We start from the raw sequence: 26083 nt of genomic DNA on the forward strand, positions 1-26083 counted from the left end.
ATTGCTGTTACATTTTGTCCATACAATCCGCGACGGCGGCGTAGAATTGTCAGGACCGTACGGATCGCAACCTCAATAACATCATAAGGGAAACATTTTGAAACAGGTAATTACTCTTTTGTCGTTTTGTCTGCTTTTTCCGGCGGTAACCCGCGCCGAGCCCGAACTCCAAGCCACCGCGATTCCGAGCGAACCGGCCGTTAGCCCAACCCCGCCGCCAGCACCCAACGTCATCGTCGAGACCACCAACTACGCGGCTTACCAATTGTCTCCGGGCGATGCCCTGGAAGTCACGGTGTGGAAGGAAGAAGGCTTGCAACAATTGCAGATCCTGATCGCTCCCGACGGGACCATCGTATTCCCGCTGATCGGCACCGTCGCCGCGTCCGGCAAAACCATCTCCGAATTGAAGGACAATCTGACGGCTCGTCTGGCCGATTACATCTCCGACCCGTCGGTCAGCGTCAAGCTGCTGAACAATCAAGGTAATTCAGTGTTCGTTATCGGCAAGGTCAACAAACCCGGTCAAGTGTTTTCCGGCCGGCGCCTGGACGTTCTGCAAGCACTCAGTTTGGCGGGCGGTTTGTCGATTTTTGCGAAGGAAGGCTCTATCAGTATCTTGCGCAGAAACGGCAATGAAATCCAAGTGTTTCCTTTTGACTACGGCGATGTCATCGATGGCGAAGATCTGGAACAGAACATATTGCTGGAGCCCGGAGACACTGTTACCGTACCTTAAGGACCTAGATAGAAACGACTATCTATGACTATCAAAAAGGATTTACTGGTAACTGCGATGGCGCTTTGTCCAGCCGGCAGTTATGCTCTCGAATTACTGCTGCAACCCGATTTCAGGCTCAAGGAACGCTACGAAGACAACTTGCGCATGCAGCCCAAGCCTAGCCGCGACAATTGGATTAGCACCGTTTCGCCCAGCCTGACCTTTGGGTATTTGGCCGACGACAACGAATTGAAATCCAGCTTCAGATGGAATGAGTTAATTTACCACGGCAACTCGGAGTTGGACTTTTCCGAAAAGATTGCGGACATCAATCACTTGTTCAAGGGCGAGCGCTTTAAAACCGACATCTCGGCCAATTATGCCGAAGAGTCGTCAATCAACACCCAGTTAGACCTAACCGGCTCCGGCGATGTACAAACTCAAGTGCCGCGTAATACCAAATCAATCGCCCCTAACATTAGCTACAGCCTGACAGAGAAAGACACACTACAGTTCAGTTTCGCTTACGTAGAAGTGGCCTTCGATCGCAAGCCAAATCTGACCAACGCGATTCGGTATTCGGATTACGATAATACTCAATATTCGTTAACTGCCGTGCACAATTTTAGCGAGCGGCTCTCCGCCAACGTGTCCACGAGCTACGCGGACTTCAAGTCGAGCAGCAATTCGCCGATAAACCCACTGTTACCCACCTTCACTCGAGCGTACTCACAAGGGTCTCAAACGCTTACCTATCAAATGGGCATGCAATACACCTTTGACGAAGCCACTCAAGTCTCGCTGTCGGCCGGTCTGAGGGACACCAATACTCAAACGTCGAGCGCAAATCAGCTCCGCGGATTAACCATCCCCGGCAGCGCGTTCTCGCAATCTTCCAGCAAAATCGGGCATGTGTTCTCCGCCAACCTGACTCATGCAGAAGATTGGGGCAACTTTAACCTATCGGCCGGCCAGCAATTGAACCCGGCCAGCAGCGGCACCCAACAACAATCGACTACATTCGGGTTGCGAAGCAAATACAACTTAACTGAGCGCCTCAGCACCGGATTTAACGCGAACTACTTGATCTCGGAGTCTCAGTCGACTCTGAGCTCGGCAAACACCAATACTAGCCGAACCTATTTAACCATCTCCCCGAATTTACGCTGGCGCTGGACCGAGGATATCGACCTTGATTTGTCTTATACCTATCGAGACCGCTCCTTCGCGTCCGAAAATCAGACTTCGATAGGCAACAGCGTACAACTACAATTTTCTTATCAACCGCAAATCAATCGTCAGGTGAAATAGCGTGGACAATCAAACCCTCGACATCAAGGACTACCTAAAAATCATCAAGCGGCGCAGGCGGTTTTTATATATTCCCTTCCTGATCATTGCATGTATCGCCGCCGTTCTCGCCGTAGCCTTGCCGGCCACCTATCGCTCGACTTCCACGATTTTGATCGAAGCCCAGGAAATTCCGGTCGACTTGGTACGCTCGACTGTGACAACCTTCGCCGATCAGCGGATTCAAATTATCAGCCAGCGCATCATGACCCGGCCCAACCTGTCGGAAATCATTAGAAAGTACGATCTCTATGCCGACAACCGCAAGAGCGAACCAGAAGAAAAAATCCTGGAGAAAATGCGCAGCCGAATTAAGGTCGAAACCATCAGCGCCGACGTGGCCGACCAACGTAATGGTAAACCCACTCAAGCGACGATCGCCTTTACGCTGACATTCGATGATCGTTCGCCGGTTTTGGCGCAAAAAGTCGCCAACGAACTGACGTCGTTGTTCTTGAAAGAAAACATCAAAGCGCGTACCGAATCCGCTGAAAATGCCGCGATGTTCCTCAGTGAGGAATCCAAGCGCCTGAAGGTCAAGATCCAGGAAATTCAAAATGCGTTAGCCAACTTCAAGGAAAAAAACCTGAATCAATTGCCGCAAATTAGCGCCTTGAACCAACAAGAACTGACGTCCCTAAGCAACCAACTGTTGTCGCTGGACAGTCAGGAGCGCTCGCTGCAGGACCGGCGTTTTTATCTGGAGGGCGAACTGGCTCAACTCGATCCCAATGCGCTGGCGGTCAATGCCACCGGCAACCGGGTTTTCGATATGAAAGACCGTTTGAAGGAACTGCAATCGCAATATCCCTCGGTTTTATCGACCCATTCCGCAAGCCATCCGGACGTCATTAAAATCAAGCGCGAAATCGATTCCTTACAGAAAGAAATCGGCTCCAACGACGACCTTAACAAATTGAACGCCGAGCTGACCGACAAAAAAGCCGAGCAAGCCCTGCTATTGAAGCAATACTCCGAGAAACACCCGGATGTACAAAAATTGCAGAAGCAGATCACCGCGTTGCAACAAAGCCTGGTGGAAGCGAAATCGTCGGGCTACAGCAATGTTTCGCTAAAACCGGACAATCCGGCCTATATCACATTGAAATCGCAGCTTGATTCGGTCAATACCGAAATCGAATCGCTTAATTACACTCGCGGAAAAATCCAAACTAAAATGGAGGATCTGCGTAGTAGCCTGCGCCAAGCGCCTTTGGTCGAAAAGGAATACAGCGATTTGATCCAAGAACTGGACAACACCAATCTGCGCTACCGCGAAGTGAGTGCCCGCGAGATGGAAGCGCAAATCTCGCAACAATTGGAATTAGAACGCAAGGGCGAGCGCTTTACCCTGATCGACCCGCCGCAAGAGCCGCTGGAGCCCTTTAGCCCCAACCGCATTGCAATCTTGGTGCTGGGCGTAGTCTTCGCCGGTGCCTGCGGTTTCGGCGCCGTTGCGCTGACTGAAATGGTGGATTCCACAATCAATAGCCCAAAGGCCGTTGCCGCGATTCTAGGCGCGGAGCCGCTGGCTACGATACCGTATTTGGAAAGCCAGCAGGAGAAACAACAGCAAAGCAAGCATCGGTTAATTCTGATTATCGCGGCGATCGGCGCCGGTCTTGCCGCGTTAATCGCATTTCATTTCATCGTCATGCCGCTCGACGTATTTTGGTACAAACTGCTGCGCGTCGCGGGCAACGCTTAAAACACCAGGGAACCCGCCATGAACTCCATCGAAAATTTAGCGGATAAAAATACCGCAAACCCGGCCGCCGGGCTGCCTAGCGATAAAGTCAACATCGCCTACACCCAAACCAAGGTACAAAAAGCCGACGAGCGCCTGCTCAAGCAAAATCGGATCATATCCGCCTTCCCTCAGGGCAAATGGCTGGAGTCCTATCGCATGCTGCGCACCCGTTGCTTGCAGCAAATGGATGCGATGGAATGGAAAACCGTAGCCATCACCAGCACAGGCTCCGGAACCGGCAATAGCCTCACCGCCGCCAATCTAGCCATCAGCATGGCGATGGAGTTGGACCGCACCGCATTATTGGTGGACGCCAATTTGCAAAATCCCAGTCAGCATCAGTTGTTCGGCTTTCCACAAGGCGCTGGCCTCAGCGACTATCTCCTCAACGACAGCGAATTGAGCACGATGCTAGTCAACCCCGGTATCGAACGCCTAGTGGTTTTGCCGGCCGGCAAACCGCTGTTCAATTCGACCGAGATGTTGCGTTCTCCGAAAATGGTTCGTCTGGTTAACGAACTGAAAAGCCGCTATCCGTCGCGGATTATCATATTCGACATGCCACCGATACTGTCGCACGACGACACCTTGGGTTTCTCGCCCTACGTCGATTGCGTGTTGCTGGTCGTTGACGAAGGACATACCAAAACCGAGGAGCTAAAACACGCCGCAAATTTGCTGAAAGGCATAGACTTGCTCGGCAGCGTATTCAATAAAGCCACCGACGACAAACTCTCTTTCGAACAAGTCTGAATGCCGCGCTTTAAAGCTCGTTGAAATGACTTTCGAGTCGATTACGGTTTTAGGCGCAACTTACCGCTCCGACACTTTAAACCCGATCGGCTAAAGAAACTTTCGCTAGCAGACCATCAAACAATAAAAAAGGCTAGTTCCCAACGGAACTAGCCTTTTTAGTTTGGCGACTTGCCGGTTTAAAGCTTCGCCAACGTTTCCTTGGCTTCCGCTAAGCCGTCGAATTCAACCTTACCGTCCACCGCCTTTTGCAATTGCTCCTTGGCATTAACGGTATCGTTCAGTTTGAAATACACCATTCCTAGGTGGTAGCGACTGATCGCGGCATTCGGTGCTTTCTCGACAACCTGTAGCAACAACTCCTTGGCTCTATCGAACTTGCCCTGTTTGTAAGCAATCCAACCGACGGTATCCAGCAAGTTCGCGTTGTTCGCCTTAGCCAAGGGTTCGGCCATTTTCTCGGCTCGCGCCAAATTCTCGGGCGTTGCCGCGAAATCGGAAATGTAGCTAGCCAAATTGTTGACCGCCACCGCCGAATCCGGATGAGCTTTATAGGACTCTTCGTAAAGAGCCAGAACTTTCTCGTGATTACCGCTACGGTGTATCAGCCGCGCCAAGTCGTCGACCAGCTCCAGTGCGCCATTGGTTTTTTCGATGCCTTTGCGGTAGATTGCTTCAGCTTCGGGCTGATTCTTCTGCGCGAGTTCGATCAACGCCAAGTTCCGATACGGGCTGTACCATTCGGGTTTGATTGTCAACGCCTTTTGATAGATGGCTTTGGCGTCGGCAAATTTTTGTTGGTTCAAATAAACGCCACCAAGCAAATTGTAGGCGACGAAATGGTCGGGCTGCTGTTTGATGACTTGTTGCAGTTTGGCGACCGCCTTCTCGGGCTGCTTCAACACCAACAAACTTTTGACCATCTCGGTTAGCGGCTCGATCGCATCGGGTTTGCGGTCCAAGGCTTTTTGAAAGGCCTCGACACTGGCCTCCAGCTTGTTTTCAGCCTGATAACCCAATCCCGACATATAAAAACCGGTGGCATCCTTATCGGATAGTTGCTGTACCTGGGTCGCGACATCCTGGGCTTTATCCCAGTGCTTTTGACTGAGTTCGAACTTAAACAATGCTTCCAAACCTTTCAAACTTTTAGGGTTGGCCTTGATCAACGCTTCCAACTGCTGCTTGGCTTGATCCTGCCGACCCGCCTTCATGAACAAGCCCGCCAAATCCATGCGCGCGACCTCGTCGGCGGGAGCCGCCGCGACGACTTTTTCCATATTTTCCCTAGCCAGTTCATCTTCATTGTTACGCAGATGTGCCGCGGCCAGCAATTTCAAGACCGCAATATTGTTGGGCTGATCTACCAGTACCGAACGGAAATCGGAAATCGCTTCCGGCATTTTGTTGTCGTTCAGCGCGAATTGGCCCCGCAAGGTCAACGCCTCGGCATCACGCGGATTGTTGTCCAACACCTCCTTGTTCAAGACCTTCGCTTCATCGACGCGCTTGGTCATCGAATACAACGCGGCCAACTTGTTGCGGGCACTGATACCGCTGGCTCCCAGTTTATCGAGCTCGACCACCTCTTTTAACGTGGCTTCGGCCTTATCGACTTGCTTCTGCCCTAGCTGGATGTTGGCCAGTTTGAAGCGCAAATCGTAAGCGTCCGGTTTCTTTTCGATCATCGGCAACAACTCGGCGGTTGCCACTTCCGGACTGCGCTTTTCAAGCAAGAAATCCACCAAATAGGATTTGGCGGTATCGTTGTCCGGGAGCTGTTGAACCGCGTCGCGCAATGTCGCCTCGGCTTTATCCAGTTGCTGAGTACTGACTTGGAACAAAGCCAAGGTTCGGTAATGCTGCAGTTGTTGCGGCTCAAGTTTGATCAATGAAGCCAGCAAGGTCTCGGCTTCGCCGAGTTGGCCGGATTTGGCGTAAAGGCCGGCCAACATGCTGCGCAACGGCACGCTGTCGGCCTTCTTTTCACTGGCTTGCTTGAGCAAACCAATGGCTTTATCGACTTGATTCAATTTGGTTTGAATCGAGGCCATCATCAGTGTGGCCGACACGTCGTCCGGGCTCTGTTTCAAGGCGCGCTCGATCGTGGCAATCGCGGTGTCGTCATTGTTTTTCGCCGCCTGAACGCCCGCCAACAACACCAAGGCCTCGACATTGTCCGGTTGCTTCGCCAGGGCTTCGCCGGCCATTTTTTCAGCTTCGTCCACCGCCCGATTCAACAATAACAGCTGGCCAACCCTAACACGCGCCATTACATGATTTTCACTATTGGCGACAACGGTACTATATTCCTTGAAAGCGTTTTCAATTTTCCCTTGCTTGCTCAGAGCCTCGGCCATTTGATAACGGCTTTCCCAATCCTTGGGATCGATTTGCAACACATTTTTGAAAGCAAGCTGGGCTTTCTCGAAATCGCCGGCCTGCAGCAACTGCTTACCTTCGTCCATGTATTTGGCTTTACGCTCTTCGGCGCCGTTACAGGCTACCAAGCCCGTGGTCAGCACCGCAATGCCCAGAGTCTTTAAAAAGGTTGTTTTTGTCGTCATTGCGTATCTCGCTAGTTCCTGCGTTTGATGAATAACTGCCGGCAAGTGAAGGTGCCTGTTCAAATTTTAACGTATTTGCAAGGTCAAGCAGTGCCGGAATCGGCAAAAACCGTGCGTTGCTGGGTGCGACATGATGACGCACCCAGTAACGGCGTAAAGCGGCAGGGGATTTGCATGAGTGATTTTGGCGCCAAAGTCGGCAAACCGACGGTATCAAACGCCAAGCCATACCGTCGCTCATCACCACCCGTGCCGGCGCCTAGCCAGCATAAGCGGCTGACCTGAGAATAAATGCAATTCCTCGCGAGCCGCTATCGCTACAGGATAAAACCGGCCCGAAAGTATTGCCGTCGGGACTAACGCCCGGACTGCGACTCGTCAGAATTCAGCTTTTCCGCGTCGAACTTGTCTTGGTAATCTTGTACCAGACTTTCCATTTCGACTTTGTCGAATTGCAAGAGAGGTTCGTCGCCGACCAGCGCGGTCAAGGTACCGCGATTTTGATAGCGCTCCAGCAACTCGCTGGCGGCTTGGTAAAGTTTAACGTTACGCCTGGCGCATTCTTGCAGATGCTGCTCGACATCCCGCTGCTTGCCGCGCGAAACGTTCAACTGTTTGGTCAAGTCTGCCTGAGTCTGGCTGAGCTGACGATGTTTGTCTTGCCAGTCCTGTAAAGCGGCTTGGGACCTATCCAAACGTTGTTTGACATCGCCGGCGGCACTGCGTTGGGCCGCTAATGCACCGCTCAATTCGTCCTTGGCCGCCTGCGCCGCCAATTTCTCCTTTTTCAAACGGTCGATTTCCTGGGAAAGTTTGGCCGCATCGGCTTGCGCGGCGTCGCGTTCGCCTGTCAAGCTTTTAACCAGCGCCTGCAACTTCAACACCGCCGCGCTATCCCCCTTGGCTTCGCGCGGTGCCGCCTGCGCTGCGCCAACGACCGTCGTGGCTAGAATGGCCGCCATCAAACCCGTTTTCATTGCCGATCCCATGCCAGCCTCCTAAAATTGGGTATTGATGTCCATCTGCAACACGTCAATACCCCAGGGCGGACCGCTGATCATATCGGCGCTGAGCCAGCGGCCGGTCAGCCAGACGTTTTTCATCAGGCCGTAATTGCCGCCAACGAACCAGCCCTTGACGTTGGTACCGCCCAAATGGAAGTCCGAATCGGTGAAGGCATCCAGCACCGCGTCGCGCCCAACGTATTTGTAAGCCGCGAACACGTTCCAATTGCCGGCCACTTCCACTTTCGGCCAGCCGAAGTCGGCGCGAAATTGCCAAGCGTTGGTTTTATCATCGACCAGCTGGCCGACTTTGGCGCTAACGGCTGCATAATCGAAGCCGATGTTTTCGGCGTAGTCGCCGCTAAACCGTAGATGATATGGCGCAAACACCGCCATGTCGTAGGACGCGTTGATATTGACTATGTTGAAGTCCGAGGCCAAGCCGACCATGGCAGGCAACCCAGTGCGCGACGCCAGATCGTTGCGGTTACCTTCGGCGCAGATCGTCGCGTAGGAGTTACCGCCTTGCAGGAATGAAGGGCGAGAAGCGTTGTTGGTGACAGTATTATTGTCGCAAGTGCCTGTCAACGAGGTGTTCTGACTTGCCTCGACGTTGACATAATCGAAGTAAGCGCCGGCGATTTTCAAACTATCCTGGTTATCAAAGCCCAATTCCAGACCTACTTGACCGCCGAACAGCCATTTGTCGCTACTGAACGCGGTTTCCTGCAACGGAAACGCACCTGCCGTTATAAACACCGAATCCGAATGATCGGTATTCTCCAGCAAACTGTCCGAGCCACCCAAGCGCTGCCTGACCGTGCCAGCAAAACCCTCGAACGACAAATCGGTATCCCACACCAATTCGCTACCGCCGCTAAATTCGCCGCCGCCGGTATACCAGGGATTCTTGATCCGGCCACCGCTCAAGGTCAACCACTTGAATTTGTTGTCGTCAACCCCGTCGTACTGCAGATAAGCTCTATCGACCGTGAATTCGTAACGATTACCAAAATTGGCCAAGGTCTGGTTGGTTGAAACCGGATCGCGCTGGTTACCGGTCGCCAAGCGCACGCCAGCCTTGACGCTGTCAGTAATACTGGCGTCTATCCCCAAGCGTAGGCGTTCACGAAAGCGTTGTCTATCATGCGTGGTGTTCTGATACAACGTAAAATTGTCTTGGGCGTTAGTAAACCCACCGGCGTCGTTCAATGCTTGGTAATTGACATAAGAGTCGGCGATATTGTCCTGGGCCATATACTCATGCTGCGAACGCAAGCGAATGTCGCCGGACAGCTTGAAACGCTTAGTCCATTCCGGCAATGCGTTCGGCAAGCCCCATTGTTCGTTCTTGGCTTTTTGCATCACGTCGCCGACGACTTCCTCGCGCAGTTCGCTACGCACCTGCTGGCGAATCTCATCCTTGACGAAGTCGGGCACGTAGGCCACCCTGACCTCGTCGGCCGGCACGGCTTCCTTGGCGCCGGCCGCCTTGGCTTGCGCCACCTGCTGCTCCGCGTCGACCTCGGCCTGCTTGATCATCTCATTGGCCATCTTATCGGTAATCACGCCCTGCTTGACCAATTGCTTGATCAAATTGGTGGTGGTGTTTCGCAGCTTCAGCAACTCCTCCTTTTCGCCGGCCTGCGCCGTGCCGATCAGCCCGGACAATGCCAGGGCCATCAGCCGTTTTTTGTTCGCCATGGATCTACCTGTTTAGATTTATAGTCGTGATGAAATTTTTAACTTGATCGGTTGCTGCATGCCCGGCGGCGGCGGCTCGGCGACGCGCTTGAATTTCTCCAGCGAGCGTGTCAGCAATTCGTCGATCTCCGCGTCGTTACTGCCTTTCGCCAATTCCAAGCGTTCGACCGATCCATCCGACTTCAGCCAGATTTTGACGATGGCGGTATAACCCTTGCGCCGTAAATCGTCGTGGCTACTCAGCAAGTTGGTGATGTCGTTCTTGATCAAGCCACCGTACCAGGCGTAGGGACTGCCTCCGCCGAACAGCCCGGTGCCGCCCTTACGCGCCGCCAGACCAAACCCGTCCGAACCCGCCGTACCTTCGGCGTCCAGACCCAGATCGCGGGCCGGCGCTTCGTCGGGCGGCGCTTCCTCGGGTTTGGCTTCCGGCTCGGGCTCCGGCTCTTCGATTTTTTCCTTGATCTCCGGCTCGGGCGGCTTTTCGACCTTGGGCGGTGGCGGGGGTGGAGGCGGCGGCTTCAGCAAGGTAATCGGCTGAATTTTCTTTTCGCCGCGCGCCGGTTTTTCATTGATGAATTCGCCGATGACCTTAACGATGTAATAAATCGCCAGGGCCGCCAGTGCAAAACCAATCAGGCGCGGGATATACACCCGCCAGCGTTTGTTGCCGGACATAAGGCGTTACTTGACCAAGCTCTGCGTCACCAAGCCGACCTGGGTGATTTCCAAGCGGCCCAACAAGGCTAAGATATCCACGACGCTTTGGTATTGCACCGTCGCGTCGCCCTTGACCACGACCGGCAGTTCCGGATTGGCGGCCTTGTACTGCAGCAGCGTCGATTCCAACTGCTCCATCGTCACCGGAAAGGTATCCAGAAATATCGTGCCGTCGGCGGTGACCGTGATCGCCTTGGTTTGCGGCTTGGACAGGCTGGGCGTATTACTGGCCTTAGGCAGGTTAACTTGCACACCTTGCACCGCCGCGGTGGTCATCAAAATAAACACCACCAACAGCACATAAGCCAGATCGAGCATCGGCGTGATGTTGATCTCGTCGTAAGCGGCATTTTCTTCTTGAACTTTCATGGAAACTTCTCGCGTTTTCGTAGGGTACGCATTGCGTACCGGCTAAATTGCAAGGTACGCAATGCGTACCCTACGAATGGGTCGTCAGCTATGCTGTTCGGCCAATTTGGCGACGAACTCGTCGACGAACACCTGCATATCGGCGGTAATCACCTTAATCTGGCTACCTAAATAGTTGTATCCGAACAAGGCCGGAATCGCGACGCCCAGCCCGGCGACCGTCGCGGTCAGCGCCGCCGCGATACCTGGCGCGATGGCGTTGACGTTAACTTCGCCGCTGACCGCGATCGCCGCGAAGGTAATCATCACCCCGACCACGGTTCCGAGCAGCCCCAGAAACGGTCCGCCGGAGATGGCGATGGTCAACAACACCATTTGCGAATTGAGTTTTTGCAGTTCGCGGACCAACGCGCCGTCCATCGAAGCCTTGACCGCATTCAGCGCCTGCGCCGACAAGCTACGGTCCGCGACGTCGGCGCCAACCGCCTTGGCCAGACGCTTGTTCATTTCCTGTACGCCGACGTGATAGACCCGGTAGATCGACGACCCGGCAAAGGCAGCGTGATGGCCGGTCAACGACAGCAGCAGCGGCGACTCGTCGAAATCGCTTTGACCGTCTTCGTCCGCGTGGTCCAAGGTGGCGATATCGCGCTGGCCTAAACGGCTGAAGGCCGCTTCGAACTTTTTGTTTTCGGACTGAGTCCGGCCCAGCACGATGGCCTTAGCGATCATCACCAGCCAACTGATCACGAACATCACCATCAGAATGCCGATCACCACCCAGCCGTCCACGGTCACGTTGTTCAGCGTCGCGGTAAAATACGACTCGCCGCCCTCCTCGCTGTCAGGCGTGCTGTCCTCACCGTAAGTCAACAACGTGGAATTCTGGCCCTGCAACAAGGCGGCAAAGCGCAAGGCGTTACCGTCGCGCACGGTTTTGGCGATGCCGAATTCGTCGAGCGCGCCTACGAAGCCGCGGCTACCGTCCAACGCGGCGCCGATCGCCAGCTCGCCGTCCAGCGCGGTCACCGTCGCTGGTACGTTGCCGACCGCCTTGCCGTCGACATATAAGGTGTAACCGCCAGCGTTGCCGGTCACCGCCAACAACTGCCACGCGGCCAGATTCAAACCGGCCGGACTGACGAATTCCTTGCCAGCCACTTGCAGGACCGGCGCCTGACCTCTAACGGACAAAGTCAACTTATCGCGTTGAAACAACACCGCGTCGGACTGGGCCTGATCGATCTTGACCCACATCGACAGCGTCCAGCCCGGATCGGTCGCTGTTTGGATCGCCGGCGTGGCCGGTACTTTGATGACCGCTCCGCCGTTAAACCCCGCCGCGTCGCCGATCGCGCCGCCCTCGATCCTGCTGGAGCCGGCGCTACTCGGTTGGCTGGCGTAGGCGGTGGCATCCTTGACCGCATCGGCCTCGAAGTGGAAGGCCAGACCTTGGGCGACATCGAACAAGCCGACGCCGTCCTGGCCGTCCACGGCCTTGGGATTGCCGTAATACATCCAGATCGCCGGCTCGTCGGCATTGGCGATGTCCTTGGGCAATTTCACCCAGATCAGCGCCATCTCGTTGACGGCATCGATTTTCTCGATGAAAAACTTCAGCGGAGTTTTGTCGTCGCCGGCGATAAAGCGCACATCCTTGCCGTTTTCGCCCAGATCGGTAAAGAAGCCGAAGTTGCCGGTATGCAGCCGCACCGGTATCAAAGCCTCGCCGGCCGGTTTCACGCCCTCCTGTTGCAACTGCTTGGCATCCAGGGTGATTTTCTTCCGGTAACCCCAATCGTCGTTCCACCACGCCAGGGCCGGCTGCGATAAACTCAACAAGGTCAATACTGCAAGGACTATCCGCTTCATGTTTACCCTCAAATCAAAACATATCGCGAATTATCCCCGCCAAATCTTACATTTTTATGACACCTTGGGAATGACGCCAAAGACTCGGACGGGGTGCCTCCCGCCGAGCCAACCAGCGGCGGCTCGCCGCCGCCGCGCCGGCACCGCTATATCAATCGCCGAAACCGAGGATTTCTACGCTGAGTATGCCGAGGATCGCCTTGGCAATGGCGGCGGCACTGTTCTTACTGGCCACATCGCCGCCGACCGAGCTTTCCGCCATTTGGCTGACGCCGGCGGTCAAATTGCTGGAACCGGTCAAGCCGGCGGCGACACTGCCGACCGAAGCCACCGGCACGCCGGTGGAAATTCCGCTGACCTGGATGTTTTGCGCGCCCAATACCGCCGTCGCCGAAATGGTCACGTTGGTCCCGCCGATCCCGGCCTCGCCGGCATCGACCACCCCTTTCGGCGCGAACAAAAACACGTCGCCACCGACCACGCCCTCCGAGCTGGCGGCGGTGCGAATACCACTGCCGGACACGACAGCCGGAAATTCAATCTTCATGTTGCCTTTTTCGTCGAAGCTGATTTTCGGTGCCGGCGCCGAGATGGCCGATTTGGCGCCGCGGCCGGCGTCAATGTCACCGTTGGAAGACCACAGCATGATGTCACCACCATCCAGTGCGAATACCCTGGAGGTATTCACATTGAAATTGTCGCGCACGAAGGCGTTGATGTTGCCGGTGCGCTGGACCAAGATCCCCGGCAAGTCCTTGTTCGCTTCTTCATCTTCTGCTGATGAGTCCGAGGTCTTGTTATCGTTCGGCGAAACCGCCAAACCCACGTTAGCACCTCCACCAGGTACCAGCAGATTGATATCGCCACCGTCCACTGTGTAAATTTTGCTATAAACCATTGTTAGGTTGCCTTGCCATTCGCCACCCGGAAACAGCGTGTCGATCGCGGAGTAAGCCCCCTCGTTTCCAGCCGACTTATCCGAAGCCGACGCGCTGCCCGACGTGCGAATCAAATCGAAAAATACCGGCAGTAAGGCGGCGTTCAACTTCGGCTGAATCGCCACAAAATCCCAACTGTTCAGTTTAGCGAAAGCCGCCAAGGCGTCTGCTTCGCCAAGCGCGGTATTCCCGGAACGTTCGCGCATAAAGGTGGTAATCAATTCCCTGGCTTTCAACGACTGCGCGTCGTCGCCCATCATGTAGGCGTTGATAAAGCCAGCATAGTTCAGTTCGCCGTTTGCGCCGGCCAGCACCGTAAGATTGGCACCCTGGTCCGGCAGATTGGCATTGTTCACGTCGCCGACCGTCGATATACCCTTGGACGCCCCCAAATCGATGTCGCGGCCGGCTTTTACCAGTACCTCACCGCTGCCGCCGATCTCGATACTGGCACTGTTATCCAATAGCTTACCGTTCGCATTGCGAGCGCTGCTGAAGCGAATATCCCGGGCGGCCTTGATTAAACTGGTGTCGCTGACGTTGGCGTGTTGCGCGGACACCGCCAAATTCAGAATGTCATGCCCCGAATCCACCAAGACTTTGGTCGCCAACACCAATTCGATGTTTTTTATGTCCCCGCTACGAGTCACCAAGCGCGCTGGTTGCTTGTCGCCGGCGTGGATTGGCGTGGTGGCATGCGCCAACGGCGAATCCCCGAGCGCATTGAAGGCGCCAGCCAAATCCGCCATCGCCGTCCGCGCCAGCGGTGCGGTGGCGCCGGGCGCCAGCGCCGGGTCGGCATCGGATACACCCAGGCGGTAGGTCAGGTCGGCCGCGCTGATGTCGCCTTCCGCCAACAAATTCAAGCTGCCGGTTGCCGCCGGAAACAGGATGATTTCTTCGTTCAACTCTATGTCTCCGCCAAACGCGGTGGCATTCAAGGAACCCGGATATAAGGCCGCCAGCAACTTTTGCTGATCCGTTGAGCTAGTATTGGGAAGCAACACGGAAATCAATTTCGAAGCACTGCTGTGCAAGCCAATGTCGCCGGCCAGACTGGCCAAGGTCAAACCACTGTCGGCGCCGTAGCTGAAAAAATTCACTTCGCCGTCGTCCGCTATCATCGGATCGGTGACGCCGGCCAGCGACAAGTCGTTTCCAGCCGATATGTCGAAACGAGTATCCCCCATCAACAGTACCGGACCGCCGGCAAATTGGCCGCCGCCGCCTATGGCTCCGCCGGCGCTGATCGAGCCTTCGCCTTGGCCCAAATAAAACACGCCGCCGTTGACATTGCCACCGGCCTCGATCGCCAGGGTACCGCCGCCGCCGACCACGACTTCGTTACTGTTAAATCCGGTCAGATTCGGACTACCATTGGCGTCGCCGACCTGCTTGCCAGTGGTCGGCATGACCACTTCCAGATCGGAAATATCGCCACCCGCCTTGACATTAACCGCGCCGCCGCCGAAGGCCCCAACGTTTTGTTGGAACAACGGCTGCGGTACCACAAAGGGTTTCAATTGGTTTTTCACGCCGGGAATATAGCCTAACCCCACCCCCATGCGGTCGGTTGCGATTGCCTCTGAGCATTCAAACCTCCGACGCGCAGCATCCAATCGTTGTAGCTATTATTGCTGACCGTCCCTTGGATATTGCCGGCCGCCGTCAGACCCACATCACCGCCATCCACCGGATACTCACTGTAGAATAACTGCGCAACCGCCCGATCGCTGAGCGAACCGTAAGGGTTGGTTTGCGTCGTCGTGCCGGCGCTATAGACGGATGCCGGCGTATATTCGGCTTTCTTGTTAGTATCTTTGGATATCTGCGCTGTCGTGGCCAAACTGAGCGTCACCGACGGCAGCGTCGAAATGGCCGTGTCGGCGGTTATAATTTTAGTCGTCGCGGTGCTTAAATGCACCGATGGCAGGGTCGTCAAGGTCGAGTTGGCCGATACTGCTCCGGTCAGCGCGTTGTTGATTGTGACAGTCTTAATCTTGGTGTTGGCGTTGACGTTGATCGCGGTGATCTGAGTCCCGGCCGCGACACCGTTGCCGGTCAGGTAATCACCGACCACCCAATTGACGTCATCCGCAACTTTCAGACTCTTGCTGTTCTTGGCGGCCAAGGCCGTGGTTTGCGCCGCGACGCCGGCCAAATTAATAGAGGTAATGGTGGTACCCGGCGCAATGCCGTTACCGGTCAAATAATAACCAACCCGCCAACCGGACGCTTCAGTGTCGTCCAGCCGTAACGATAGGCTGCGAATGACGGCGGAAGCCGACGTCGCATGCGTGATTCCTCCGGCGTCGACCTCGGTAATATAGGTCCCGGCGACAATTCCGGAACCCGATAGGTACCCGCCGGCTTTCCAGGCCGACGCATCGCTGACCGCCAAAACCGTGCTGCTTTTCGCGGCGACCGCAGCCAGCTCGTTATCGATGCTTTCCCCAGCGGAAATCACAATATCGCCGCCGGCATTCAACTGAATGTCGCCGGTGCCGGTTCTTACCTTGACGTTGCTGGTTAACGTCAAATCGCCGGCACCCGAGGTTTTGTCCGAATCGGCGCTGGTCAAATCGCCGCCGGCGGTCAGTTGGTAGGACCAGGACGCGCCGCTCTGCAATTTGTCGATAATCTCGACCGACCTGGTAGTGCCGTCGAAATTGTCGAATTGAAACGTGACGTTTTTAAACCCGTCGCTCAACGACTGATCCAGCGTGAAATCGCCGCTGGCCCTAATCACCAAGCGCCCCGGCACGTCGTCCCAAACATTGTCGTCGCTGTTTTCGTCGTAGCGCCAGTCGGCCAGATCCCACTTGTCCTTTAAGGTCAGGTCGCCGCTGTAATCGATCTCGACGCCGGCCAGCAACCGGATGCCTTGGCCCAACCGGTCGGCGACCGCCGCCATGTTGGCTTCGGTCATGTAGGCGGCGGTATCGGCCTTGATTTTGGCGATGTCGGCGGCGTCGATTCGGCCGTCGTCGCCCAAATCGGCGTTGGCATATTTGGCGACGCCCTCGGCATAAAACGTCTTGTAACCGCTGATCGAGCCGGCGACCGGCTGTATCCGCACCCCGATGCCGTCCCGCAAGGCTCGTAGCGTCACGTCGCCGCCTTCCGCGCCGGTGCCGTGCACGTCGATTTGACTACCTTCGCCCACCGCGACGCCGGAGATCCCGTCGCCGTCGCTATCGACGCTGGACAACAACACGGAACCGCCCTTGGCGCCGTCGCCGGTACCGCGCGCCGACAACTTCGCGCCAGCGTTCAGAACCACATCGTCGCCGGCATACAATTTGATGCTACCGCCGGCGTCGGCGGCGTCGGCGTTCACGGTGCCGGCCAGTTCGATCGAACCGGTATCGGCGACCAGCGTCACTTGTTCGGCGCGGACCGAGCCGGACTGGCTTTGCACGATATCGGCTTGTCCGACTCGGATGTATATCGAACGATCGATACCGGCGCCGTTCAATTTTTGCGTTAACGCGTCGAAACCCTGACCGGCGGCGAAGTCGCCGACCTCGACCGTCGCGCTGCCGGACTTGGCTTGCAGTTCGCCTTGCAACGAAGCCGATTTTTCCAGCGCCCGGATTTCGACATTTCCGCCCTCGGCATCGCCACCGCCGCTATCCACGTCGATCAATGACCCAGCCTTGGCGGCGATGCCGCCGTGATCCGCCACCGCCGTGAAGTGGCCGCCCGGACTGTATTGGTCGACATCACCGAACTTGACGGCCCGCCCCGCCAAATCGAGCTGGGCATGTTCGCCCAAGCTCACGTCACCGCTCAACGCGTGCAGGCTCAACGCGCCGGACGGCAACACCACCCGACTATCGAAGTCGATATTGTCGGCGGTAACGGCCAATTCGGCGCCGTATCCGCTGACGATAGCCGCGTTACCGGTTAGACCGGCGAATTCCGCCGCATGCCCGCTCGCGTCGATGTTCAAGCTGGCGCCGCCGTCGGCGCCGAAACCGCCGGTCGCCAGCCGCAAATCGGCCGCGACGCGCAATTCGCCGTCACCGGTGGCGCGGACTTGCTCGCTCGCGTTGACATCGACCGCGTCGAAACCCAGTATCGAAAACCGGCCGGCACCGGTTTCCAGTCTATCGGCAACGATAGCCAATCGACCGCCGCCGTCAACAGTCTGTAGATTTTCCGCCGCTCCGCTGTTCGCCAAGACCAGCGTTCCGGCGCTGATCGACGCCACGTCGCCGGCCGCGCCGTGACCGGTCATACCCGCGGCGTTAATCGCCAAACGCTCGCCCCGCCAATCCACATTGCCGTAGAAGCCGAGGCTATCACGCGCGGTCAGCACTAATTCGTCCACGTTTAACTGGGCCAATTTGGCGTTGGTCAGATTCAATGCGCCGCCGGCCAAGCCATCCACGGCACCGAGATTGACGCTATTGGCCGCCAGATTCAACGAACCTCCCTCCATCCGAATATCGCCCTGCAACTCGGTCGAGTGCGAAGCATCCAATAACATCGAAGCGGCGGCGTGCAACAACGCATCCTTGGCGACCAACAAATCGCCGGCCGAACCGTCGGTTTCGGTACGGTTCAGTTCGATTTGATCGCCGCCGGACAAGCGTAGCAAGGCCCCGTTACCGACCAGATTGAACACACTGTCCCCGCCGACCACACGGCGATCGGCATCCAAGCTCACATTGGTACGCACTTCGACCAGGTTTTTGGCCGCCGCGATAATCTCGCCGCCGCGCAGATCGACGCCCTCGGCGAACACCACGCTATCGGCACTGACATCAACCGCGGTCTCGCCAGTCTCGACATCGCGGTCTCGCGCGCCGCCGAGCAACAGGCTTTCCACATTCAGCGCGCTCAAGTCGTCGGCCAGAATTTCCAAGACGCCGGTGCCGGCAGCCTCGCCGGAGCGGTCGGCGACGATGCGGATGTTATTGGCGGCGATATCCATTCGAGCGCCGCGGCCGCCTTGCAAGGCTTGCAGCATGAACTCCCCTTCCATCACCAACCGGGTTTGCGCGATCAACGAAACCTGGCCGCCGTCCATCGGTAAATTGGGCGTTGCGGTTTCGTTGGTTTTAGCTTGCTCCTGGTAAAAGCTGTTGGCAGTGTAGGTTTGATATTCCGAGTACTTACGAACGTCGGCGCCGGTTTCGATTAGAAAACCTCTGGAACGCGCATCGCGAATACTGCCGCCGGCCTGGGCGAAATAACCGGACACGATGGTTCTACCGTCAGGCGTGTATTGGGTGACGACTTGGTCCTGAGTGTCGGCGACCGGTGTGATCAGATAGGCGCCCGGCAGCAATGCATAATGCGCCGGCAAAATCGCGTAATCGCCGGCCGGCAGATCGCCGCTCGCTTCCAAATGAATCGTGGCGCCGAGCGAATAATCGAAGCTACTACTTTGATAGTGGTCGTACGGACTCAGCAACGACCCCAAGGTCGGCAAAATCGCGAAGCCGCCCTGATAGCTGCCGCTACCGGACGTTAAATAATCGTAGGAGCCGCCGGCACCCGGTATGAATTCGTAGGCCAGCAAATCGCCTCCGCCAGCCAAATCCACAAGACTGCCGCTGGCGACATCGATCTCCGGCGCGTCCATGACGATGCGTTTTTCCGGCGCGGCGCCCCAAACCAGGTTTCGAACATTATCCAAGGTATATAACCAGTCGGTTCCGCCCTGAACAACACCGAATGGAATCAATAACTCCGTAGCCGTCAGCCGATCGATACCCGAGACTGAAGTCACGCTACCGGAGGCCAGCGTTAGCGTATCGCCGGCCTGGAACGTAATCTTCCCGAGCGGCGCCTTGACCACGCCTTGCTGGCTAATTAAGGGCGCCTCGAAAGTCAACGAACCGGCCGCCGACAACGGCGTCGCATCGGTGTTAGTGCCGGAGATAACGATTTTTCCGTCCGGATTGCCGCGCACCGCGAACGTGAAGTCGGTCAGTGTGCTGGGATATACTTGGCTGGCGTGCAAATACAAATCGCCGGCCGTCACCAGGGCACCGACATAATCGCGTTGCTCGTCGCTTTCCTCGCGGACGCCTATCGTGCGTATATCGTGGGCGCTGTATAGCGTGACCTTCTGGAAGCCGTTCCAGAGACTAGCGCCGGTCAGTTGTATCCATTGCGCATTGCCGGCGAACTGTCCGGTACCGGTTTCGGCGCTGTCGGCAATAGTGCGTAGCTTATCGGAACCGAGCTCTAGAAAAGTGGTATTCAACACAACCGAGCCGGCGTCGGCGCCGTTCGATCCGACCGCGCGCAGCTCGGCGGCATCGATGTGGATGCGTTCCGCCGCGGTCAGATTGACGTCGCCGACGAAGGCCACCGCCGCGTCGCCTAGCGTCCCGTTCACGGCCAGACTCAGGTCGGTGAAACCGCCGGCGCTAATCTGATCCGCGCCGATACTTGCGAAGCCGATGCCGTCTTCCGGGTAGGCGTCGCCGAACTTCAGATCCTCTTCGGATTGGCGCTTGCCGCTCTGACTGACGTTAATGACCAACGGTCCGTCGGGAAACGGCACGACCGGAATTTCCGGACGGTTTAATTCCGAACGATCGAGGCGCAGCGACAATCGCCCGCCGTGCATGCTGGCCGAACCGGCATAGGCTCGCATTTCACCATCGATAACGATACCGTCGGCCGCTTTGATCGATATGTTGCCGGCATTGGAGGCGAAGGTTCGCTTGACGAAGGCCGCCGCCGAAACCGTATCGGAACGCTCGACATCGACGGTCGCCACGGTACCGGAAACATCCAGGACCGCCCCTTCGGCGATCACCACGGCGCCGCGTTTGGCATCGAAAGCGATCGTGCCCCCGTCCAGCACTTGACCGCCCCGGTTCCCGTAAGCGTCCGCCAGTTCCTTCACCGCGACGCCGCGCGCGTCCAGGCTGGCATGGTTGCCCAGCCAAATGGTTTGAGTAGGATCGTATTGCAAGCCAGCGGCCGGGTCGATCAGCAAATCGATTTTTCCGGCCGCCGCCTTCAATATGCCATCGACAAAGACGCTACCGGCCGTCGCGGTCAATCCGATCGTGGAACCGGTATCGGCGACGATGCGACTGCCGGTTTCCAACACGACGCCGGCATAGCCTTTTAACGTCAGCGTGACCGACTGGCGCAAATGGTCGGCCAATTGGACGGTCCGGCTAAACCCGCGTATCGAACTGCCGGTCGCCGCGTTCTGGTAACCGGCGGTCAATACCAGATTGCGCTGGCTCAAGTTCAAGTCCACGTTGCTTTTTACCGTCAATCCGCCGAAGTCGGCACTCAGATTGATTTCGCGAAAGGCCAACTGCTTGGACAGGTCGAACGATCCGGCTGAAGTACCCAACACTAGCGCATCGCTAACGTCGTCGGCGGCGTCGGGCAATCCCACCAGGATTTTGCCGCTCGTCAGATTGAGAACGCCGTTTTGTTCCAAACCGTAGGCGGAGATTTCGCCGGCCAAGGTCAGCGTCGAAATCAAGTCGCCGGTACTGCCTTCGGCGGCCAACGTAATCTCGCCGCCGCGACCGGACCGCACGTTGCCGTTGACCGGTAACCATGCGCCACCGTCGGCCAAAATTTTGGCACCCTTGTTTACAAGCACGTCGCCGTTGGCGCGAAACACCACTTTACCGCCGTCGATCAGCAACGGATCGGTCGGGGTTCCATGCAGACCACTACGCAAATCGTTGACCCATGCGCCGGATACATCCACTTTGACTCCGGACGCCACGACTATCCGCCCCTGTTGCGCTAGATCGACGCCATCCGCCACCGCTGAAATATCGGTTTGCAAATTTAGAGCGCCGCCGGCCGCTTTGAAATCGCCGTTGACGGCGATGTTGGTCGCCTCGACGCTCAATTTGCCGCCCGGCCCCATCGCCAAGTCGGTGTCTAGGGAAGCGTCGCCGCGGGTCTTCACCGACACGTTGCCGACGCCGGAGCGGGTTAGCGTGGCGGCCGCGATTTTCAAATCGATATCGGTCTCGCCGTTCTTGGGGAATTCGTCGTTCAACGCAAAGTTCAATGCGTCGGCACGATCGACGAACTGAACGTTCTGCAGAGTTTTTTGAGCGTCCTGAAACGTCGCCAAATCGATCTCAAAGCTGCCGTTCGCGGCGGCACTCGCCGAAGCTCGCTGGTAAACACCGACCGCGGAACCAGCGGTCAGAGTGCCGCCCCACGCCAGCCGAGGCGCGGAGATTTTCAAACTGCCGGCGGCCAGACCCTCGGTATAGCCTTTTTCAAAAACGCCTTTGCCGAACGTCCCCAGCAAGTTCCACGTTTTACTGACCCCCCATTTGACATGATTTTCCTCGACGCTACCGAAAACGCCGGCATACTTTGCCGTAGGATCGGCATCGCTAATATCGACAACCTCACCGTAGCTGGTCAGCAGCTTGGTGGTCTTGATGTAACCATCCTGATATTGCAGCGAGCCGCCGGAAATATCGAATTGCGAGCCGTCGTTGGCGATCACGTCGCCGCCGGACGTCAACGTGATTTTACCGCCCGTGCCCAATCGCTCTTCCACCGTTCGGCCGATCCTGGCCAAGGCGCCGTCGTCATCGACAAGATCGGTACCCTTGCGCAAATCGACATACACTGTTTTGCCTTTTAGAATCCCGCCGCGCTGCAGCGGCGAATCGCGCAAGTCGTAGCTCTGCACCGAAATCTCGCCGACATTGCGCTCCATCCCCACCTTGACGTTTTTATAGCCGGCGACGTCGATTTTGGCGTTTTTATCGATCAGTATTCGGCCGGACTTGCCAAGGTCGGCGTTTTCCGGAGTGTCGGTCGCGTTAACGGCAACGGTCGCGCCGGGCGCGTGTATCGTCGAACCCGACTCCAAGGCCACCGTGTGGGCACCGATCTCGATATAAGACACCGGTTGCGTCTGTTCGTCGATCGCGCTACCGCCGTCGCTATCGGCCACCACTTCGGTGACGCTGCCGTCACCCAAGCGAACCTTAGCGTTGGTTTCGGCCCCGTCGCCGGCATTGTCGCGGACGGTCTGCGTAGCGAGCAATACCGGATTGTTCTCCTTGATTTTCTCCCTGGCGATCAAACGAATGGAACCGTTGACGTTCACCGAAGTCGTCGCGCTAACGCGGCCTTCCTGGTTGACCGCGAAACCGGCCAAAGTCACATTGCCCTGCCGCACGGCGATATCGCCGGTGTTGGTCACCTTGCCGCCGGTACCCACTTCGACCAGCAAACCGGAGAACGGACCTTTGTCGGCGGCGGCCTGCAGATACACCTTGTCTTCGCTGGCCGCCATGATAATTTGGCCTTGAGTGCCGGCGGTCACCGTCCCATCGTTAGTAATTTTCGGCGCGGCGATGATAATGCGGCCGGCCTTGTCGGTGGTGATCTTGGCGCCGGCGTTAATCAGTATCTCGGCGGTTTTAGGATCGAGTTTGTCGTCCGGCGATTTAGGCTCGATTTCCAAGGCCGCGCCCTTGCTTTCGTCGTAGACACGGGTGATGCCGCGCGCCCAGGCTTCGTCGGTAACTTTTAAAGTGGTGGCGATGAAGCTGTTGACGTTCACCACCGAGTCTTTGTCGAAGATAAAGCCGTTTTTGTTGTACAGATAGATTTGGCCGTTGGCGACGATCTGACCCATGATCCTGCTGGGATCTTGATCTGGATCGTTTATCTTGTTCAATGCGATCGACGAGGTGCCGGGCTGCTCGAACTTGACGGTATTTTCCTTGCCGACGTTGAATTTTTGCCAATTCAAGACTGCTTTGTCCGAAAGCTGCTTGATCACCATCGTATTCCCGTCCACGACCGGTGCTTGCGCACTACCGCTACTGATCCAAGCGGCCGCCGGTATCGGTAATTCGGCCAACGCGGCGCCGTTACCCACCAACAGGCCGCCGGCCAATGCGTAGCGCACGCGAGCCGCGAGCGGTTTCAATCGAAATTGAACGTCCTGGGATTTAGCCGATGGTTTGTTGGTCATGGAATTAGCCCTTCAAATAAAATAACGCGCCGGCGGGGAATTAACCAAATAAGCGCAAACAGCGACTTCGCCGAATTAATCTTCTATTGATTGCAACCATTCAGCGCGCGGCACGAATTTCTTTCCCGCGGAGAAGGAATAAACCACCCTTTTCCAAATGCCCGGCGAATAGTGACTATTTATTAATCTATCCGACTAACGGTCGCCAAAAACTGTACTAAAGTAGCAATCAAATTATTTAGCCATTCGGAATATGACGAGTCTATTACACCCAAAATCCAAACTCATCGCCGAACAAAAAACATCCAATTAAATGCCTTATTAATTAATTGGTTATAGCAAATAAATCGCCGGGATAATCTTGAAAATTAATAGTATAAAAATTAGGTCATATTATCGTAACAACCAACATTTCCGATTTCGTCGTTCGCGCGCCGCCGTTCAAACAAAATCTATAAATACGCCGAATTTCCATACGTTCAAGCCGATGTTTTAAATACCGTTTAAACGCATCTATTTATCGACTCCAGAAACCAGCCGGAGTACAAACCTAGGTTTGTACTCCCTTCAACAATCGAAAAAATCCGCGAGTTTCTCCGCGACTCGTCAAATAGAGCGTCGCGCTTCGCATAGCGGAACACGGAACAGCCTTTAAAAATCGGTGGCGATATTGAAATGCACGCGCGGATCGCCGCTACTGACCGGCGCCAACCCGCTGAACGGTATGCCTACGTCGAAAGCCCCGCTCAAATGCTTCCACACCTGAAAGCGTAAACCGACGCCGGCGCTGCTCAAGAAATTGCCCTTGGCGTTGCCTTTCAAAGGGTTCTTGACCCAGCCCTTGCCGGCGTCGAGAAACGCCAACAGCTTCAACTCATCGACGGCTTCCCAATCGGCCAAACCCAAATGCGGGCTATGCAATTCCAACGAACCGAACACCGCGTCGTCGGCCAAGGCCTGGGTTTCGAAATAACCGCGCACGCTTTGCGCGCCGCCGAGCGAAAATTGCTCGTTGCTGATCAGCGGGGTATCGGCCGCCTGGCCGGCAAAATGGCCGACCAAGCTCATACCCCACGGCAGGTCTTGCTGATGCTTCAAGTCGCCGGTCAGGTACATGTAGTTTGCCTTGGCCAGGTAACGCTTGTTCTCGAACTCGGCCTGGCTGTTGCCCAAGCCGCGAAACGACCAGTGCGCGCCCAATTCGAAGCTGGTCTGGCGACCGTCGCCGTTCAGCGTGCCACTGTACTGAGCCATGAATGGGGTGTAACTGATCGGAGTCTTGATCGCGTCGGCGCCTATCAAATTCAAATCTTCCTTAAAGTCCTTGTAGTCCACGCCCAAGGTGCCGCTGTGGTAATAGTCGGGCAAGGCTTTAAACGGATGCACCAACCGGGCGCCGTAAATGTTACCGATACCGATCACCGACAAGGCGCCGGCACTGGCGATTTGCGCGTTCGACGACGAACTGACCGCGTAGAAGGCCAACCGGGTCGGACTGTCGAACAGCGGTAGCGCGTAGGTTCCCGCCCAAACGTCCACTTCGGCGTTGTTTTCCGGGGATACTTGATACATCAGCGAGGCGCTGTGAAAGGCCTGCCAAAGGTTGTCGTAACGCAACGACGAGACCAGCCGCAGCCGCGAGGTGGTCGAGGTATTACGGCCGTTGAGTTCGACGCGGCCGTGCAAGGGCATTTCGTCCTTGACCTTTAAATCCACTTCCAGGGTACCGGGCGTTTCGCCGGCCCGCAGAATCGGCTGAATCTGGCGATCCGGCGATTGGCCGGCCAACTCGGCCAGTTGTTGCTGCATTTTCGGCATGTTGGGAACGTTGCCTTCGGCTAGCTCCGGCACGGCGGCCTTGATTTTGCCCAACGCGAAATAGCGCGAGTCCTTGACCCGCAACTTGGATACCTTGCCTTCGACGACCTGCAGATAAACCACGCCGTTTTTAACGTCCTGTTCGGGAATATCCACCGAAACAGTTTGAAAACCGTTGGCTTGATACAGACTTTCCAGCGCGGCCCTGGCCAATTCGACGTTATCGATGCTTTTGTCCGGCCCCAGAAACCGATACACCGTCCGCTCGAGCTGTTTTTTGTCCAACAGCGTATTGCCCTTGACCCGCAATTCCAGCAAATCGAACTTGGCCGGCGCGCCGGCTTGGTCGGTCTGGCTGCCGTTTGCAGGCGTAGAGACCTGGTCGGCCGCGAGCGCGGACAGCGAGCCGCTAGCCAGCAATGCAGCCATCAATACTTCGCGCCAGACCCGGCAGAAGCGGACAGTGTTCAAACTCATTGAATTCCGATGAAACCTAAACGGCCTTCGTTATGAAGGCCTGCGAGCCGCCATTTTAGGTAGCCCAGGTTAAGCTTTT

At 56.3% G+C, this 26083-nt stretch carries 13 protein-coding genes; 4 read left to right on the forward strand and 9 right to left on the reverse strand.

The window, feature by feature from the left end:
- The first annotated feature begins 97 nt into the window (after positions 1-97).
- The 4 genes from ACP4CD_RS09885 to ACP4CD_RS09900 all read left to right on the forward strand — a co-directional run bounded on the left by ACP4CD_RS09885 (position 98) and on the right by ACP4CD_RS09900 (position 4574).
- The gene (locus ACP4CD_RS09885) at positions 98-739 is read left to right on the forward strand and encodes a polysaccharide biosynthesis/export family protein (RefSeq protein ID WP_231883601.1); all 642 of its coding nucleotides are present in this window, start codon (positions 98-100) and stop codon (positions 737-739) included.
- Positions 740-952: 213 nt separating this feature from the next.
- Positions 953-2032, forward strand: a complete 1080-nt coding sequence (locus ACP4CD_RS09890; protein WP_426994411.1) for a hypothetical protein — start codon at positions 953-955, stop codon at positions 2030-2032.
- A gap of 1 nt (position 2033) precedes the next feature.
- Positions 2034-3779 carry a lipopolysaccharide biosynthesis protein gene (locus ACP4CD_RS09895; RefSeq protein WP_426994412.1) on the forward strand — a complete coding sequence of 582 codons (1746 nt, stop codon included), beginning with the start codon at positions 2034-2036 and terminating at the stop codon, positions 3777-3779.
- 18 nt (positions 3780-3797) lie between these two features.
- The gene (locus ACP4CD_RS09900) at positions 3798-4574 is read left to right on the forward strand and encodes a CpsD/CapB family tyrosine-protein kinase (protein WP_064026764.1); all 777 of its coding nucleotides are present in this window, start codon (positions 3798-3800) and stop codon (positions 4572-4574) included.
- A gap of 179 nt (positions 4575-4753) precedes the next feature.
- Here ACP4CD_RS09900 and ACP4CD_RS09905 read toward each other — a convergent pair whose 3' ends face one another.
- The 9 genes from ACP4CD_RS09905 to ACP4CD_RS09945 form a co-directional block, all read right to left on the reverse strand.
- A complete protein-coding gene (locus ACP4CD_RS09905; protein ID WP_426994413.1) occupies positions 4754-7141 on the reverse strand; it encodes a tetratricopeptide repeat protein in 2388 nt (795 codons plus the stop codon).
- Positions 7142-7497: 356 nt separating this feature from the next.
- Entirely contained in the window at positions 7498-8118 is a 621-nt protein-coding gene (locus ACP4CD_RS09910) for a hypothetical protein (protein WP_426994414.1), read from the reverse strand.
- A 21-nt stretch (positions 8119-8139) separates the two neighbouring features.
- The gene (locus tag ACP4CD_RS09915) at positions 8140-9849 is read right to left on the reverse strand and encodes a putative porin (RefSeq protein WP_064026770.1); all 1710 of its coding nucleotides are present in this window, start codon (positions 9847-9849) and stop codon (positions 8140-8142) included.
- 18 nt (positions 9850-9867) lie between these two features.
- Positions 9868-10527, reverse strand: coding sequence for an energy transducer TonB family protein (locus ACP4CD_RS09920; protein ID WP_396642365.1), 660 nt, complete (start codon positions 10525-10527; stop codon positions 9868-9870).
- A 6-nt stretch (positions 10528-10533) separates the two neighbouring features.
- Positions 10534-10938 carry an ExbD/TolR family protein gene (locus ACP4CD_RS09925; RefSeq protein WP_071155059.1) on the reverse strand — a complete coding sequence of 135 codons (405 nt, stop codon included), beginning with the start codon at positions 10936-10938 and terminating at the stop codon, positions 10534-10536.
- An 84-nt stretch (positions 10939-11022) separates the two neighbouring features.
- A complete protein-coding gene (locus tag ACP4CD_RS09930) occupies positions 11023-12810 on the reverse strand; it encodes a DUF2341 domain-containing protein (RefSeq protein WP_426994415.1) in 1788 nt (595 codons plus the stop codon).
- A gap of 151 nt (positions 12811-12961) precedes the next feature.
- Complete coding sequence (locus ACP4CD_RS09935; protein WP_426994416.1) at positions 12962-15313, reverse strand: filamentous hemagglutinin family protein; 2352 nt, start codon at positions 15311-15313, stop codon at positions 12962-12964.
- The gene (locus tag ACP4CD_RS09940) at positions 15298-23709 is read right to left on the reverse strand and encodes a filamentous hemagglutinin N-terminal domain-containing protein (RefSeq protein ID WP_426994417.1); all 8412 of its coding nucleotides are present in this window, start codon (positions 23707-23709) and stop codon (positions 15298-15300) included. The genes ACP4CD_RS09935 and ACP4CD_RS09940 overlap by 16 nt, the downstream gene beginning before the upstream one ends.
- A gap of 651 nt (positions 23710-24360) precedes the next feature.
- Positions 24361-26004, reverse strand: a complete 1644-nt coding sequence (locus ACP4CD_RS09945) for a ShlB/FhaC/HecB family hemolysin secretion/activation protein (protein ID WP_426994418.1) — start codon at positions 26002-26004, stop codon at positions 24361-24363.
- Positions 26005-26083 lie beyond the last annotated feature (79 nt).

This window comes from Methylomonas stagni, assembly GCF_050154735.1.
Lineage (GTDB): Bacteria > Pseudomonadota > Gammaproteobacteria > Methylococcales > Methylomonadaceae > Methylomonas > Methylomonas koyamae_A.

Coding starts and splice junctions, on each gene's coding strand:
- ACP4CD_RS09940 (WP_426994417.1), bottom strand. CDS start 23,709: ATGACCAACAAACCATCGGCTAAATCCCAGGACGTTCAATTTCGATTG.
- ACP4CD_RS09915 (WP_064026770.1), bottom strand. CDS start 9,849: ATGGCGAACAAAAAACGGCTGATGGCCCTGGCATTGTCCGGGCTGATC.
- ACP4CD_RS09920 (WP_396642365.1), bottom strand. CDS start 10,527: ATGTCCGGCAACAAACGCTGGCGGGTGTATATCCCGCGCCTGATTGGT.
- ACP4CD_RS09910 (WP_426994414.1), bottom strand. CDS start 8,118: ATGAAAACGGGTTTGATGGCGGCCATTCTAGCCACGACGGTCGTTGGC.
- ACP4CD_RS09925 (WP_071155059.1), bottom strand. CDS start 10,938: ATGAAAGTTCAAGAAGAAAATGCCGCTTACGACGAGATCAACATCACG.
- ACP4CD_RS09945 (WP_426994418.1), bottom strand. CDS start 26,004: ATGAGTTTGAACACTGTCCGCTTCTGCCGGGTCTGGCGCGAAGTATTG.
- ACP4CD_RS09900 (WP_064026764.1), top strand. CDS start 3,798: ATGAACTCCATCGAAAATTTAGCGGATAAAAATACCGCAAACCCGGCC.
- ACP4CD_RS09905 (WP_426994413.1), bottom strand. CDS start 7,141: ATGACGACAAAAACAACCTTTTTAAAGACTCTGGGCATTGCGGTGCTG.
- ACP4CD_RS09930 (WP_426994415.1), bottom strand. CDS start 12,810: ATGAAGCGGATAGTCCTTGCAGTATTGACCTTGTTGAGTTTATCGCAG.
- ACP4CD_RS09935 (WP_426994416.1), bottom strand. CDS start 15,313: ATGGGGGTGGGGTTAGGCTATATTCCCGGCGTGAAAAACCAATTGAAA.